General features: G+C 59.2%; 12 protein-coding genes and 1 CRISPR repeat array. Of the genes, 1 reads left to right on the top strand and 11 read right to left on the bottom strand.

Annotated features, from left to right (window positions below; genetic code table 11):
• Positions 1-50 precede the first annotated feature (50 nt).
• The 11 genes from FFS35_RS09775 to FFS35_RS19985 all read right to left on the bottom strand — a co-directional run bounded on the left by FFS35_RS09775 (position 51) and on the right by FFS35_RS19985 (position 15,271).
• Entirely contained in the window at positions 51-803 is a 753-nt protein-coding gene (locus tag FFS35_RS09775; RefSeq protein ID WP_137786904.1) for a GNAT family N-acetyltransferase, read from the bottom strand.
• 73 nt (positions 804-876) lie between these two features.
• Entirely contained in the window at positions 877-2,148 is a 1,272-nt protein-coding gene (locus FFS35_RS09770) for a sugar transferase (protein WP_212742193.1), read from the bottom strand.
• A 620-nt stretch (positions 2,149-2,768) separates the two neighbouring features.
• Positions 2,769-5,180: a TonB-dependent receptor gene (locus tag FFS35_RS09765; protein WP_137786903.1), complete on the bottom strand. Its 2,412-nt coding sequence runs from the start codon at positions 5,178-5,180 to the stop codon at positions 2,769-2,771.
• Positions 5,181-5,292: 112 nt separating this feature from the next.
• Positions 5,293-5,664, bottom strand: coding sequence for a LysR family transcriptional regulator (locus FFS35_RS09760; RefSeq protein WP_137786902.1), 372 nt, complete (start codon positions 5,662-5,664; stop codon positions 5,293-5,295).
• The gene (locus FFS35_RS09755; protein WP_137786901.1) at positions 5,665-5,871 is read right to left on the bottom strand and encodes a TOBE domain-containing protein; all 207 of its coding nucleotides are present in this window, start codon (positions 5,869-5,871) and stop codon (positions 5,665-5,667) included.
• Between the two features lie 270 nt (positions 5,872-6,141).
• A CRISPR array of direct repeats spans positions 6,142-7,363; the repeat unit is 36 nt; unit sequence GTTGCAGCTGGACCGCGATTTCTGAAATGCTATGAC.
• Positions 7,364-7,435: 72 nt separating this feature from the next.
• Positions 7,436-7,741, bottom strand: a complete 306-nt coding sequence (gene cas2, locus FFS35_RS09750; RefSeq protein ID WP_137787085.1) for a CRISPR-associated endonuclease Cas2 — start codon at positions 7,739-7,741, stop codon at positions 7,436-7,438.
• Between the two features lie 20 nt (positions 7,742-7,761).
• Positions 7,762-8,694: a type II CRISPR-associated endonuclease Cas1 gene (cas1, locus tag FFS35_RS09745; RefSeq protein ID WP_137786900.1), complete on the bottom strand. Its 933-nt coding sequence runs from the start codon at positions 8,692-8,694 to the stop codon at positions 7,762-7,764.
• A gap of 48 nt (positions 8,695-8,742) precedes the next feature.
• On the bottom strand, positions 8,743-11,931 hold the full coding sequence (cas9, locus tag FFS35_RS09740; protein WP_137786899.1) for a type II CRISPR RNA-guided endonuclease Cas9: 3,189 nt from the start codon (positions 11,929-11,931) through the stop codon (positions 8,743-8,745).
• Between the two features lie 931 nt (positions 11,932-12,862).
• A complete protein-coding gene (locus tag FFS35_RS09730) occupies positions 12,863-13,360 on the bottom strand; it encodes a hypothetical protein (protein ID WP_137786898.1) in 498 nt (165 codons plus the stop codon).
• Positions 13,361-14,309: 949 nt separating this feature from the next.
• Positions 14,310-14,612 (bottom strand): hypothetical protein, encoded by a 303-nt coding sequence (locus FFS35_RS09725; RefSeq protein ID WP_249341557.1) that lies wholly within the window; start codon positions 14,610-14,612, stop codon positions 14,310-14,312.
• A gap of 5 nt (positions 14,613-14,617) precedes the next feature.
• Entirely contained in the window at positions 14,618-15,271 is a 654-nt protein-coding gene (locus FFS35_RS19985; protein ID WP_171007584.1) for a hypothetical protein, read from the bottom strand.
• 118 nt (positions 15,272-15,389) lie between these two features.
• Here FFS35_RS19985 and FFS35_RS19980 point away from each other — a divergent pair, with 118 nt between their 5' ends.
• A complete protein-coding gene (locus FFS35_RS19980) occupies positions 15,390-15,566 on the top strand; it encodes a hypothetical protein (protein WP_171007583.1) in 177 nt (58 codons plus the stop codon).
• Positions 15,567-15,764 lie beyond the last annotated feature (198 nt).

Here is a 15,764-nt window from a genome sequence, read left to right as displayed (position 1 = left end):
CATGCGGACCTTCACGATCGGCAGGAGGGGTCCCGACATAGAGCGTTCCTTTAGATGCGTTCGGCTATGGGCACATAATCAATCGGAAACACGGCTTCTGTGAAGCGTGCCATGGTGGCGGCCCCCTCACGACATTCGATAGCGTATCGATCCGCCGGGATCGCTTCCAGAAAGTGGTCGGGGGCAGAAAGATTGACGTTCCAGACGGCATGGCCCTCCGCCTCCATGATTGCCAGAACCTCCGCTGGAGAGCCCTGCCAGTCTAGGAGCGTCACGCCGCGCGGACCTTCCGCTACGATCAGTTTCGCTCTTTCGGTACACAACCGATGCGCCGACACCGCGAAGGCGGGCAGACCTTCGCCGTCACAGGGCCCGGGCCATTTCGAACTGGCGTGGGTGTGCGCAAAGTCTTCCCCGATCCCACGACGGGAAATCCGAACGAACGCATCCCGGCCGATCACGTCATATCCGCTTCGCGTATAGATTCCCGGGAATCCGGTCCATAACAGCGACGCCCGATAGTCCGCCGCGTCGGTGAAGGCATTGACCGCCGCGATGAGATCGCGGCCGGTGCCGCCGCCCCGGAATGGTTCGTCCACACAGACGAAGCCGACCATTGCAACGCCGGTCTGTCGCGCCGGACGTACGATCGCCGTCGCGACCAGGTTGCCGCGCGCGTCTGAAAGGAGGACGGAACGGGTTGAGGGGGCCGCATGCCATGGAAGATGCGCCTCGAAATCGACCCCCCTTTTGGCATGGACGAAGAATGTTTCCCAAATGAGGTTTCTCGCCAGGGGCGGCACGCCTGGTTCCACCCATGTTCGCCAAGCCGGTATCACTGGCGGCCGGGCCGTTGGGGGATGTCGGAGCGCCTGCTCACTTGGCGCCGAAGCCGGTCAATACGGTCTGAACCGTCTTCGAGACGATCAGGAGATCGATCCACGGCGAATAGTTCTTGATATAATAGAAATCGAAAAAAAGCTTGTTTCTAACCTCATCGACCTCCGCAACATGCCCCTGATTGACCTGAGCCCACCCCGTAATCCCGGGGCGGACGATATGACGATAACGATAGAACGGAATTTCTCCCTCATACCATTCAGAGAGAATTCGTGCCTCCGGGCGGGGACCGATCCAGCTCATCTCGCCCTTCAGGATATTCACGATCTGCGGTAGCTCATCGATTCGGCTGCGGCGCAGGAAGCTTCCAATGCGAGTGATCCGGGAATCTTCCGATTGCGTTTTAGCTGCATGGAGTGTGGATGCACCCGTCGGCGCGGCGTGCATCGTGCGAAACTTGTATACCGTGAATGGTACGCCTCGATATCCCATGCGTGTCTGGCGGAAGATCGCGGGCCCGGGCGAATCCAGCCGAACCGCGATGCAAAGGGCTGCCATGAGCGGCAGGAGGAAGAGCATGGCGATCGCCGCGACCAACCAGTCCATCAGATGCTTTATCGTCATGAACGCCGAGACAGGGGCGAGCGTGCCGAAGCTGTTTTCAGACAGATGCTCCAACTGGACCATCCCGGTAAGCGATTCCGCTAAGTGTTTGGTATGGTAGACCGGTATACCCAGCAATGCGCAATCCGCGAGCCACCTGTCCCATTCGGGCGCCAGATCGATCCTGAGGTCTGCTGTGACCGCGTGGATGGCGGCGGTATCCAGCTCCGGCGCATCGAGCAGAATCCAGCGAACGCCCTCCACGCCCAGTATAAGTTCATGATCGCCGCCGGGCACGACACCAATAGTCAGAATTCTCCGGCGGTTCGCAATAGTATTGACGAACATGAACCAGATAATGATTAGGCCGAAACTGCTAAACAGCAGCATTCGGCTGTAGGGAAACCGCGCCAGGATCAGAATCGCAAGCAGTAACCCGAAAGAAATTCCGAAGGAAGGCAGCGTATAGGCATTCGCTTCCACGCCGGGATATTGGCTAAGGCTGCGAAAGAGAATGACTCCCAGAATTGTGGCTAACATACTGAAGAAAAGGGTTTTAGTCAGCAGATAGATACTCACAGACTCTGGCGAGCTGGTCAGCACGATCAGAAGATAGGGAATAAATATCGCGATGAAAGCGCCCGCGAGCTGATAGCGCAGACGCAAAAACCGACTGCCCGGTCCTTGAATGAAGGTAAAATTCACGAGCCAATCCTACGCAATTCTGCGGGAAGACAAGGCTGAATAGAACGATTTACTCATCGTCGATACTCTAAATGACACGTTCTATTATTCCACTATTATCCCATGTTCGCCTGCGCGTCGCATAAAGCGATTGAAAAGAGTTTGTGACGAGACATAGGTATTGCCGTGTGGATGTGGCGGAACTCAATATCACCGGGCGCGGCGCTAGCAAAATCGCTCTCTCGTGGCAACGGGGGCCCGTTTCGATGAGGTGAAATGCCAATGCGGCAAACCATTTGATGGTCCCGCGCGCCGACTTATCTGGTCGCCGGCTCGGCGCTCGTCCGCCACCTGTCGCGGACACCGCGCATGAGGTGCCACGCCGTCACCGATACCAACGGTCGCCCCCGTGATGAACCCAAGACACAGATGTGGGCTGTCTGCGGGCGAACCAACCCAAGCCTCGCCGGACAAATTAGAAAAACGATTTTATATTAGTCGATTATCGGACGTTCGTGAACGCTGCCGGACGGCAAAAATGGTGCCGGAGGGCGCCCGAGCCGCTACGGCCTTCACCGGCATCGGATGATGTGGCGAATCCGGTGGCATGATCGGTTTTCGTGATGGGCGAGGGCTGCACATCACATGCGGAAGCGGATCGTTCCGCCGATGGTGCGCGGATCGCTTGGTGTGCCGACGATCAGGCCGGAATTGCCGGCCTGGATCGTCAGGTTCTGGATGTAATCGGCGTCGAGCAGATTGCGTGCCCAGACGATCAGTTCCAACCCATCGGCGAATCGGTAGCCGATATTGGCGTTGGTCAGGTTGTAGGCGCGGATATAGGTGAAGCGCGACAGGCTGGGATCGCCGTTGAAGCCGCTGCGCGAGGCGGTGTCGATGTGGACGAACACCTGCCCGCTGCCCAGCGGCCGCTGGTAATCCAGCCCCGCGGTGATCGCGAAGCGCGGTAGTGACGCGAGACTGCGCCCCGTCAGGCTGCAACGGGTGGTCGCGGCGGTCTGCACCTCCAGCGGGCACGGGCCAGCGGGATAGTTTGTATATTTCCCATCAGAATAGGCGAAGTTGGTTCGCACGCTGAGCCCCGGCAGGATCAGTGCGGTCACGTCTGCCTCAATCCCCTTCACCGTCACCTCCGGGATGTTGGAGAGATAACCGCGCAGCTGCACCGTCTGGGTCAGCGAGTTCTCCACTACGGTCGCCTGGAAGTCGTGGACCTTGGTGTAGAAGCCGTCGATGTTGAAGATCAGCCGGTTGTCGAACAAGGTGTTCTTCAGCCCGATCTCATAGGTTTCGTTGCGCTCGGGCCGCACCACGGCGGTCGCCAGCGCGGGCTGATTGTTGCTGTCGAGCGGCAGGCCCGACATGTTGATCCCGCCCGATTTGAACCCGCGCGCATAGCTCGCATAGGCCATCGTCGTGTCGCTGACCTGCCAGGCCAAGTTGCCGCGCCCCGACAAGCTTCCGTCGCTGTTATGCGCCTCATAGCTTTGCGGGCGCAGCACGCCGAGACGCGCGTTGATGAGCGCGGCGTTGGTCGTCGCCGGACCACCTGAGACGGTCGTATCGTAATAGCCGTCCTTCTCCTCCTGCGTGTAGCGCAGGCCGACAGTCGCGGTCAGGCGGTCGAGGAAGCGGTAATTGACCTCGCCGAACGCCGCGTAGCTGAGGCTGCGAAAGTCGGTGCGGCCGTCCTGTCCGTAGCCGTCGAGCAAGTTGGACGGCACCGCCGTCGTCACCTGGTTCGGCGCGGTACCGGTGACGACGGTAGTGCCGATCAGATAGCGGGCGGCAGCCGGGCCATAGATGCTGATCGGTCGCCCGGTGAGCCGCTGACGGAAGCCGTAGAGGCCGACGACATAGGACAGCGGCCCCGCGCCGTTCGACGCGAGCCGCAGCTCCTGACTATACTGATCCTGCCGTGACGGGATGTGCTGCGACAGCTGGACGGGCAAGCCGGTATAGTCGCGGTCGTTCTCCGCATCCCAGTTCCAGAAGCGCCACGCCGTCACCGACGTCAGGGTCACCGGCCCGAGGTTCCAGTCGGTGATCGCGCTGACCCCGCCCTCGTTGGTGTCGACGCCGAGCGGCCCGTCGATATCGGTCTTGCGGTCGTAAGGATTGGTGCTGGGCGGCGCGTAACCGAACTGCGCCGCAAGGCCGGCCGGTCCGCCGAACTGGCGCGAGGGCGCGCGCAACGACGTGCCGGTGCGCAGATAGACCTGCGTACAGCAATAGGCCTGAAAATTGGTGAAGTCGGCGATGACGCGCATCTGGATCGTGTCGTCGGGCTTGAACAGCAATTGCCCGCGCGCCGCCTGTGTGCCCAGCGTATTGGCCGCACGGCCGGTGCGGACATTGTCTAGCACGCCGTCTCGCCGGGTCGACACACCGGAGATGCGATAGGCGATGGTGTCGGTGATCGGTCCCGATGCCCATCCCTTCGCCTGGACGTAATTATAATTGCCATAGGATAGCTCGGCGAAGCCTTCGCGCGTAAAGCTCGGCGCACGGGTGGTGATGTTAAGCGCGCCGGCGGTCGTGTTCTTGCCGAACAGCGTTCCCTGCGGTCCGCGCAATTCCTCGACTTGCTCGATATCGGCAAAGTCGAACGCGGCGGTCGCGGGGCGGGCATGGTAGACCTGATCGACATAGAAGCCGACGCCCGGCTCCAGCCCGTCGTTCGCCTGACTGACCGCGACGACGCTCGAACCGAGGCCGCGGATCGTAAACGCGGTGTTGCGCGGGTTGGCCGAGCTGTAGTTCAGCGTCGGGATCAGCGCCGTCAGGCCCTGCGTGTTGACCGTATAACTCTGGTCGATGAGCGCGCCGCCCACCACCGACAGGGCTGCGGGCACGCGCTGCGCATCCTCCGCCCGGCGTCGCGCCGTGACGATGACTTCGGGAAGGCCGGCGGCGGCTGCTTTATCGGAGGCGGATGGCGCCACCTCCGTCGGGCCGGTCTGAGCGAGCGCCGGAGCGCTGAACGCAGGCACGACTGTGGCGCAGAGCAGCATTGAGAACCGCTTCGACATCGATGAACACCCCTGTTCGCGGTCCCTGCGGCCGCATTATGTTTGGGCGTATATCGAGGTCGTATTTGGCCGTATATAGAGATTTGGCGCTGGCCTTCCGATCGGATCGCGCTCAGTTTTTGGCAACTGGACCGTCACGGAGATGTCCGAGCAGGCGGCTATAGGCAGGGCGTTGGGCGATAGCTGCGGCCTCGCGCTCCATCTCGCGATAGGCTTCGAGAACCGCGAGGCCGGTCGCGCTGACTTTTGCCCCGCGCTCCCGACCGCCGCCCTTGAGCGTCTCGACCAGGACCGGCTCGAAGCACCGGTTCATCTCGTCGACCAGCAGCCAGGCGCGACGATAGCTCATCCCGAGCGCACGACCGGCGCCGCTGATCGAACCTTCGGCGATGATCGCCTCCAGCAGGTCGGCCTTCCCTGGCCCCATCGCCAGGGCATCGCCAGCCGCGATCTGGATCTTCAGCCAGAGGGGGCCGAGCTTCATCTACTTGCCGATCATCACGTCGCTGGCCTTGATGATGACGGTGACGATCTCGCCGGGCGCCAGGCCGAGTTCGGCGATCGCTTCCTCGGTGATGCTCGCGGTGACGATGGTGCCGCCTCCGATATCGACCTTGATCGAGCCGTTGACGGCCCCCGGCGTGACCGAAACTATCGTGCCGGAGATCTGATTGCGCGCGCTGATTTTCATGACCACCCTTAGCCTGGATTACCCATAGTTCTTATCATTATCGGTTCCCAACGGCTATCCAGCTCGACGGCCAGCTCGCCACGGGACGGGAGCGAGCGGTAGGCGCCCGACGTCATCTAGTGTGCGCTCGGCACCAGGATCAGAACGCGATCAGCGCGACCTGCACCGGGCGAGTTAACGGAAGACGCGAATGGAAATGTGGTGGAGCGACCGCCTGGATGCGCTTCGCGCCACGGTGGCGAACAGCGAGACGACACCGCTGACCGGGCAGTTGCAGCTGGACCGCGCTTTCTGAAATGCTATGACCCACGCCGTGGAGCGCAACATTGCTGTTCAGTTGCAGCTGGACCGCGATTTCTGAAATGCTATGACACCGGAAGAAAGATTGAGCGGATAAAGATGGTTGCAGCTGGACCGCGATTTCTGAAATGCTATGACCGTGCGCATCACGACCGAGGTCGCGCCTGGGTTGCAGCTGGACCGCGATTTCTGAAATGCTATGACGAGCTGGTCGGCCACAAAGTCAAGGTAGCGTTGCAGCTGGACCGCGATTTCTGAAATGCTATGACGGGCGCCGGAAAGCGCGCCCTGTGTTAGCAGTTGCAGCTGGACCGCGATTTCTGAAATGCTATGACGTGGCGAGAAACTCTGCAAGCCGCGTGTAGTTGCAGCTGGACCGCGATTTCTGAAATGCTATGACAATTTCCGGCGAGGGGTTATTCTGTCGCGGGTTGCAGCTGGACCGCGATTTCTGAAATGCTATGACGAACCTACAAATCGTTTGAGGTGCTCTGGCGTTGCAGCTGGACCGCGATTTCTGAAATGCTATGACGTCCACGTCGATCGCGACATGGCTGGCATCGTTGCAGCTGGACCGCGATTTCTGAAATGCTATGACGGGCGAGCTGGGCGGGCAGTTCGCTACGGTGTTGCAGCTGGACCGCGATTTCTGAAATGCTATGACCCCCCCCAGCATCAGCACAGCCAGCAATCGCGTTGCAGCTGGACCGCGATTTCTGAAATGCTATGACGCGCCTGTTATAGCATAAGCATGGGACACAGTTGCAGCTGGACCGCGATTTCTGAAATGCTATGACTCGAAAGCAATCGGCCTGACGGGGGTAGCGTTGCAGCTGGACCGCGATTTCTGAAATGCTATGACTCCCCTTCCGACGCGCCCAGCCCTGCTTCGGTTGCAGCTGGACCGCGATTTCTGAAATGCTATGACCGTTGTCGTGTCCGCGCCGCGCGCGATCACGGTTGCAGCTGGACCGCGATTTCTGAAATGCTATGACGCCGGGAAATGCAGGGTGCAGCGCGCGAGGTTGCAGCTGGACCGCGATTTCTGAAATGCTATGACCACGTGGGTCTTCGGCGACACGTGGGTCTAGTTGCAGCTGGACCGCGATTTCTGAAATGCTATGACCGCAGCCTGCACGATCAGCACGGCTGCAACGTTGCAGCTGGACCGCGATTTCTGAAATGCTATGACCGATGGGTGCCTAACCAGTTGAATTGAGACTGGAAGAAGCCCCATCTGTCATCGCAAAAACGCGATGAATCGTCAGAACATGGCGAGCTGATCCGGATTTTTTCGTTGCCGTTGGCGGCTCTGACTCGAAAACCGGATGATGTTTTCATACTGTTTGTCGGTAAAATTGAGCACATGAATCTCCCCGCGTTCGGGAAGATGCGCCTCGATTCGCCGAAGGTAAGTCTCATAATGTTCTTTGCCATTGCAAAATCGGGCATAGATCGAAAACTGGCTCATCTCAAAGCCTTCGTCGAGCAAAAACTCACGAAATTTGGTCGCTTCCCGCGCATGTTCCTTTGTGTCCACGGGCAGGTCGAACATGACGAATATCCACATTAGCCGGTATCCACTCAGGTTCATGCTTCAATCCCGACCGGCTGCCCAAGCGACGCCCAGTCAAGGGCGTCAGGCGGATCGAACAGGGCGAGTGCCGATTTGCGTTCTTCGAAACTCCTCGCAAGCGATTGAGCGAGGCGTTGGGTCGCCACAGACACAGGCGAAATAGCCCCGCCCAGCCGCAAATCATGCCCGATCAGCCGGGCTAGCCGCTGTTTTGCTTCGGGAGTGACGGCTTCGATACCTTCGTCGATCATCCGCCGGACCAGCCCGTCAACCAGGGGGCGAAACGGTTCCACAAGATCGTCAGCCAGCGCGAAGCCGTTAAGCCGATTGTGGTGATGCAGGCCAATTGCAGGGTGCAGCCCGGACCCGATGATCGACCGTGCAACGCATGATCGCATGACGGTGTAGCCATAATTCAGCAGGGCGTTGGCACCGTCAGCGTTTTGATCGCGGCGAAATTCTTTACCCATCAGCGCAGGCCAGTATTTGCGCGCAGCCTGAGCTTCAAGATTGTTCGTATCGCCAGAGCGGACGCGCCGTGCCATAAGCATTAGCGCATTGGCTTCAGCTTTGCCTTGAGCCGTTAACAGCGACGCTTGCATCGTGATCTTTCCCACGATGATCTTTTGCCAGAGCTGCTTGAACATGGGGCGTGGCGCTTCCCATTGCGCTCGCATCCGGGCTGCCTGTGCATGGTGACCGTCAACGGGAGAAATGATGGCCACCGGAGAATGATTGGCCGCGCACATCACCATAATCGCGCCGCGTTCGGCGAGGGCCACCACCAAACTTGTCGTCCAGGTTACGCCATGGGCATGAACGATGATGGCTTGAATATCGTCGAGCGCTACGCGGCCCTGTTCCCGACGACCAAGGCTGACAACCAGAAATCCGCGATACGCGGACAGGTGCAAATCATCGGTAGCAATATCGACAATACGATCCATGGCCAGTCCTTCGAAAATTAAGACTGACATATCATGGATAATGAACGGTTACCGCGGTCCTGGATCAAAGATACGACCAAGTTCGTCGATACGAATCTGCCGGGCTTTGGCTTTTTGCAAGCCGCCAGCAGAAGAATAGAAATATTTGAAAGGATCAGTAGCCGGAGAAGTTGCGTCTCGCGCTTTCAATGGTCCTGCTTCCTGATGTTCTGCAAATGTAATCTGCCCTCCACCGGAAAATTTCACCACCCGCATAATCTTGCGCGGCTGACCTTGCGGTTCAACCGCAATCAAGTCGTTTTGGCGCAGACTTAAAACTCTCTTCGCCGCCGGGTGGGGGCGCTGTTCGGGCTGGATGCTCTGGTGCGCGTCAAACATTGATACAATTCCAGAATGCGATTTGCCGTCCCTGTCCTTCCAGCTTGATACCCACTTCCCGTCAGGCATGCGCCACACATCATATCGGGCATTGGCATCGCCCTTATAAGCCTTAAAAGCATTGCCGGAAGCGTCACGGATCGGGATGATCTTCAACGCCTCCCGCACTCTCACATGCCGGATACCCTTGAATACAGGATCTGACTTTGAAAACCTGACAAGCGCCGCCTCAAACTCTTTGCCCGACTTGCCTTCCGTCGCTTCCCACAGTGCCCGCTGCAAGGCCGCGTCCGGGATGCGAATGGGATCGGTGAGGTCTGCCGGCTTGAGGCTGAGCAGGGGCACGCGGTGTACGACAATCGGCAAGCCGCTGTCGCTGGTCAGGCCTGTCAGCCCATATGCAGTGTCGTTGTGCAGGCGCGCGGCAGTGGCATCCCTGCTCTTCGCGGGAACGCCCTTGCGGCCATGATCGGCCTTGTGGCTGACAACTACGCGCGCAAGCGAGTCACGCAGGTCTTCGCGAAATGATGCCCACGGTTTTGGCAGGTCGACAAAAAGCTTGTCGAGATTCTGATCTTCTGCGCGGCCGGCCGCCTTCGAAATTTCGTTCAACAGGCCGCGTGTCGTAACCCCAACCACGGCCGCATCAATCGCATGATGGCGATGATCGAGGCGATTTTTGGGCGCACCACTATGAGGATTCTCGACGTAATTGTGGTCGGGCAGCAACTCGTTCAATCCCCACAGCCGTCTCAGCATCGCGGTCATCCGACCGGGTATTACATAAACACCGGCATTGTTGGGATAAAGGCTCGAAAGGTAGGTCCGTGCCATCCGCGACAGATATTGCGTGTCGGTCAGTTGACGCGCAATAAAGTCGCCCTCTTGATCGAAGCGCTTCATTGCGTCAGGAGCAAAGCGCCACTGCTTCGATTTGTGGAGCCGGGCCACTTGCTCGGCGATGATCGCCCACTGATCGGTATGCCCCCATGCTTCCCACGGGGTCTTGTTGCCCTTTTCGCGGTTGCAACTGCGATGGGCGATGACTTTGTTTGCGACGCTGTCATCAAAGGAGCGGGAATAGGGTATGATGTGTTCAATCTCGGTTTCCTCCGAGAACAGCGCCAGTTGCCCGATGTGACGTCCGCAAAATGGGCAGCACCGGTCGAGCGGATTGTTCGGATTGAGATCTTCCCACAGCTTCAGGAGCGCCCGGTTGGAACCACTATCGCGCTGATTGCTTTCCAGCAGTTTCCTCGACCGGGCTTCCGCCGCACGCGTGTTCGCACCAATGCGCTTATTGTGTTCGGCCTTGTCTTTTTCACTAAGCTTCAGTTCGCGCGCCAGTTCGACGACGATTTGATCGGGGCGGCCATGCACATTGATGATAGCATTGAGCAAGCGGCGAAGCTGGCCTAGTCCGATATGCACGGTAGGATTAGTGATCTTGCCCCAGCGAATTTCGTCGATGTCATCCGAATTTAGCGTCCCGGGCGGAATCTCGCGCGAGAGAATTTCGCCATAATAGGGCAGATGGAGCAAGACTTCGCCTGTGTCGAAATTGCTGTGCTTGCGGTCGATCCCAAGCTTCGCCGCCTGGTCGAATGTGACGACTTCCTTTTTGAGCTCAGCGAGAATCTTCCGACTGGCAGTTTCGCCCAGCCGCCCATGCCCTTCGGGCAAGCGTACGCGGCCGATGGCTTCGGCCTGTTCAACGGTGACACCATGCGTGGACATCAACCAATCGTGCAGGCGAACAGGGTCTTCCTCTTCTGCTACGGCTTTGACGATCGACCATTGCACACCCGGCTCGAGATGCGCCCAGCGATCGCCAAAGCATTTTTTATCACTGAACGAGGCAAAGATTTCATCGCCGACAAGGCCAGTGCGGTTTTCGCTAGCCTTGTTGAAACTCTCATCATCGGCGAGCTTCAGCAGTTTGGCCAGGCCTGAAAAGCTTGTCGTCTTTGCCGATTTGAGTTTGAGAATGATCTTGTCACGCTGATCAAGCGACAGCTTGCGCGATGGTGCGCCGGCTTTGGTAATTTCGAGTTGATTGACCTCTTCATACAGCCGCCTTTCCTGAAATAGCGGATGGGCCTTGGGCAGGCGCTCTTCCTCGTGGAAAAAGGTGCAGTTGCCCACCTTCGGCGCCTTCAGTGGGCGCTGGAAAAAGATGATGCGCCGTAACCGGTCGCGCACAGCATCGGTCAGCAGCGCGGGATGATGTGTGGCCTGTGCTGCCCAGATTGCATCGAACTCAGCTTCCAGATGGCGGCGTTCGGGGTAAAAGTCGTAGCCGTCTCCATCCGTGCGAATCCGAACACGTTTCGCATCCCTGCCAGCCAGAAACTCTCCATAAGTGCGCGCGCCTGCATCATGCATCGCCTGATCGAGCGCCTTCGCACCGCTCGCAATCTTGCCGCCCTCCTTATCATCCCCCGCTTTGCGCTCCGCCTTACGGTTCGATTTGAAACCTCGCCTTTGGTTGAGATGGAACAGTGCTCGGCCCAACTGGTGGGGATTCAATGCTTCATCCAGTGCTGCCGCGCGCAGAGCATAAGGGTCGCACCCGACCAGCGCCTTGGCATCCTGAGCATCGGTGGGCATCAGGCCGGTATCGACGAGGGCTTGCAGCAACGCCGACCGGCGCCGAACGTAGCGATCACGCCGCCGCCTCATCGCCCGCGCATTGCGCCGGTCAACCGCGAGCGATGCCCCTGACTTGGGATCGCGCCCGTCCGAGAAAATGCGGACACCGATGTCTTGGATGCCCTTTGGATTGCCATGTTCATCAAGAAGGAAGAGGCACCAGCCGATGCTGTTGGTGCCGATGTCCAGGCCAAGCCGCGTCGCCATTGTATTCCCTCCCTGCCGATCTGGAGCCTGGGCAAGCATACGCCCGTCCAGGCTCCAGATCGGGCCTCCAGCGAAACCGAACCAATCCATTTCGCATCATCAGGTTGCCGGGGGCCAGGGCTAAAATCAATTCCTATAAAGCGATTATTTTTACATCGTAAAACAGGAAAGCCGTTGCTATGAGGAAGCAAGCTGCCGCAATCGCATTATGTTGCGACCAGACCGGTCGATTTCTGAGCTGGTTGACACCGCCTGTGATTTCTGAAAGATTTGTGGCTCAGAAATCGCAGGTCTGGTTGTTAACAAGCAATCTGAATTGCACCAAATCGAGACGGGGGCTGCGGCCCCTGTCTTCATTTGTGGATCTGTGGATCGCTCGAAGCCGGCGAACACCGACAGCATGCCGAACATGGCGCGTCCGCTGGGCGTGCTGGTGTCGAGCGCCTGCTGGTGAGATAGAGGTCCCCCCCCCTTGGCGTTGATCGCGGTGAGGGGGTGACGAGGTTCTGGAGGTAGCGCCCGCGCCGGTCCACGGCCCTGCTTGCCACCATGTCGAGCTCGCGCCGCGCCACAGCCTTCATCAGCGCATCGTAGCCGGGGCGCCTGTCACGTCCGTTCAAGCTGCTGATACCGGGGTCGGTGACCAAGCCGCTCGGCGACGACCATGAGTTCTCGACGCTGGTTCGCGGTGGTCTGGCTGTCTTGCGAGTCGCGGGGGTAGCGGGCGATGCGCTGGTCATTCCCGGAGGACTCGCTTAGGTTTCGGAACGGGTCGAGTAGTTCAGTGAGTGTGATAATTTTGATCTGGCACCACCCCCGTGTCCTCACCCACGGAGGCAACATGGCACGCACACCGATCTTGAATGCCAACCGCATTCCCATCTGGAAGGGCAACCAATTGTAGTTGCCGATCGACCGAGCGCGGTGACGTTCAGGCGGTGTCGGCCTGCTCGAACTGATCCCACGATATCTTAAGCCGGTCGCCCTTGGCCTTGGGCAACGCCTTCCGGTCGATGAGCTTCCCCCTGACCTCGAAGTCGGCGCCGATCTTCACGACCAGCACCTTGCTGAAGTTGCGCTTGAGGTTGAGGGCGACGACATCGTTGCTCTTGAACGGCGTGATGGTCTTCACCTCGACGAAGTGGTTGCCGATCTTCCCGTCCGACCCTTGGGCGTAATTGCGGTGCAGCTTCAGCCCGTGCGTGATGACGCCGTATAGCTCGCCGATATCGCCATAGACCTGAAGGTGCCGCCCGGTCAGTTCGTAGTAATCCTGCGCCGTGGAAAGCAGGCTCTGGAAGATCGGCACCAGATCGGCTTCGAGGTCCGGGAAGCGGGCTTCGAACTCTAACCGTTCGAGGTGGGAGTTGATCTCGGTCCAAGTGATCCATTCGCCATCGTCGTAGATGGCATTGTCGTCATTCCACATGCTGGCCGGGGCTCCTGCTATCGCTCCTCAGATTACCGCCTCGGCGGTTAAGGTCCCCTTCCCAACCAACTGGTTCTGAAACGATCGGAAGCGCGGTGCCGGATCGGCGGAAAACCGGGGCGTTCGAGCGCGCAAAGACGGGCAGGTTTCCGGCACGCGCGGCATGTCAGCTCGCCGTTCTCGTCGAGGCTGCCCCCCATCATCAGGTTGGCAGCGGCCGACAGCATCACTTCGAAGAGGTCACCTTGTCGTGCTACATGGAGAACAGCGATCGTGCTCGGCACGCGGGGTCACGCCGAAGGCGCGAGGAACCACTCGCCCGGCTTGACGGGATGCCGAAGCGATCGGTGATGATGAGATCGATTTGCGCGGGTGCGAACACCTTGTAAATCAGTGCTTCGAGTCGCCGCCGATGAATGGGGAACAGCTTGTAGGTGGAGACAGCCTCTACACTGGCGAGCAGGTAGGTAGGCTTCGCGCGTGCTTGCAGACCACGAGCGGGCGGAGTTATCGGTGTAGCGTTGTTAGGCCGTCGTGCGTGTTGGCGAGGAGGGAGCTTCCGCGTCTAAGGTCAGCGGGCCTGCTCATATTGTGGAGAGAGCGTGGCGCACCTAACTACGACCACATTGCGGTTTTTCTAACCGTTTTCCAAACAATGTTCGCTATTGCGGCCTTATACGGCTTTTGGGCTTTACGCGGGCTGACGAGGGAAAAGGCTGAGGAAGTAGCCAAAGAAGAGGTCACTCGCATTGTTGAACCGATGGCCCACCGGATGATCGGCGAATATATCGCCCACGTTTCGATCAATCTCAACCGCTTAGCGCAGGAGAAATGGTGCCCTACGGGGGACAAAGCTGGGCGCTCAGATCATTGGAGAATTTCGATCAGTCGCCGATGAAAGAGATAGACGAAGCCATGATCACGCGGTTTTTAAAATTCCAGCCGGCGTTCAGTCCCTCGCGTCGCGCAGTGCCTCCAATTCGGCTAACCTGACAGGATCGTCGGCTGCGAGCGCCTCCTCAAGGTAGAAGCTGTATGCGATATTGCGCACGACCTCCTGCGCCTCGCCGCTGTATTCCTCCGCTATAACAGGAAACGCATCCACCAGTTCGCGAAGAAATTCCTTGTCCAGCTCCTCGAGATGGCTGCCGAGAGCCTCCATCATCTTCACGGCGGTGTCGAGGTTCAATTCCTCCTCATCGGTGAGTTCGAGAAACACGACATATTCCGCAATAATGCTCGCAATCTGCATGGCAATCATGGCTTGACGACCTTTACGTGGATATTCGTTATGTTCATCTTCTTGAGCAGCTTCAGTGCCTTGAGCTTCTCGACAGGCGTGGGGACCTCCCACGTTCCAATCAGGCGGTGTTCTGCCAACACCTGCGACTGCCGCAAGATCTGAGCTCGCGCCCTAGCCCTATCAACGACCGACCACTTCCGGTCGATCACATAATCGCCTTGGATTCCATCGAACTTGACCGGCCGCTTCGATCCGTCCGCCATCGTCCGCATCAACGTCGGCGCCCGACCGGGTTGGGCGCCCGTCGCAGCATCGTTGTAAGCCTTCCAAGGCTTTTGCGACCTGGTCGTCTCCTTCACCCAGCCGATCTGCGGCGGATCGAAGGTCGTTCGCGGCCTCGCCATGCGAAGTCGGCGCAATGCGGCTGCTTTCGAGAGCGCCGCCCCTGGCGCTGCCGTCAGCGCAACGTTCCCGGCGACCGTCGCGGTGGCACGACCGAGATCCCGCGCCGAGGCGTCGGCGACTGCGCTTGCCGCACGCGAAACCTGTATACGGGCGGGGGTATCCTCGGCAGCAATCGCAGCATCGATCATAGCCGCTATACCGCGACCGGTGTTGCGAACGGTGGTCACCGGATTCGTCGTCAGCGCAGCGCGGACTCCCGCCACCGCTTCTCTTCCGACTTCGTGAAGGCCTTCACCTACGCCACCGACGAATTCGGTAACGGGGTTCGGCTGGTTACCCGGCCGTCCTCCTTCAATACCTCTGGGTTGCACAGGGGATGACATGGGCCTCACTGGCCTGTGGGCGTCACTCGCCGGTGGCCTGGCACGCGATGTTTCCGGTTTCGACCGTGTCGCGGTCTGCGACTTGCTGCGGCCCACTGAAGCAGGCGTGGCGCCGGCGCGGGCGGACGTGCGACTGCTCGCCCCGCTGGCCGTATCAGTCCCGCCGGCACCATAATGGCGTCCCGCACCAGCAAAGGTGAACCGACCGTCGGCCGGATCGTGCCATGGGTTGAATTTGAGTTCGATATCGTCAGGATTGACCGCTGGTGGTAGCTTTCCTGTTCGCAGCCACCATGAAAAAGCGCTCGATTTCCTATCGCGTGATGCCTCGTTCATGCCGCCCCGCTACCATTGCGGCTAGAACATTTGAGCA

Source organism: Sphingomonas sp. 3P27F8 (assembly GCF_005502745.1).
Taxonomy (GTDB): Bacteria; Pseudomonadota; Alphaproteobacteria; order Sphingomonadales; family Sphingomonadaceae; genus Sphingomonas.
This window is presented reverse-complemented; position numbering and strand designations above follow the sequence as displayed.

Coding starts and splice junctions, on each gene's coding strand:
- FFS35_RS09765 (WP_137786903.1), bottom strand. CDS start 5,180: ATGTCGAAGCGGTTCTCAATGCTGCTCTGCGCCACAGTCGTGCCTGCG.
- FFS35_RS09760 (WP_137786902.1), bottom strand. CDS start 5,664: ATGAAGCTCGGCCCCCTCTGGCTGAAGATCCAGATCGCGGCTGGCGAT.
- FFS35_RS09755 (WP_137786901.1), bottom strand. CDS start 5,871: ATGAAAATCAGCGCGCGCAATCAGATCTCCGGCACGATAGTTTCGGTC.
- cas2 (WP_137787085.1), bottom strand. CDS start 7,741: ATGTGGATATTCGTCATGTTCGACCTGCCCGTGGACACAAAGGAACAT.
- cas1 (WP_137786900.1), bottom strand. CDS start 8,694: ATGGATCGTATTGTCGATATTGCTACCGATGATTTGCACCTGTCCGCG.
- cas9 (WP_137786899.1), bottom strand. CDS start 11,931: ATGGCGACGCGGCTTGGCCTGGACATCGGCACCAACAGCATCGGCTGG.
- FFS35_RS09730 (WP_137786898.1), bottom strand. CDS start 13,360: ATGTGGAATGACGACAATGCCATCTACGACGATGGCGAATGGATCACT.
- FFS35_RS09725 (WP_249341557.1), bottom strand. CDS start 14,612: ATGCAGATTGCGAGCATTATTGCGGAATATGTCGTGTTTCTCGAACTC.
- FFS35_RS19980 (WP_171007583.1), top strand. CDS start 15,390: ATGGGCCTCACTGGCCTGTGGGCGTCACTCGCCGGTGGCCTGGCACGC.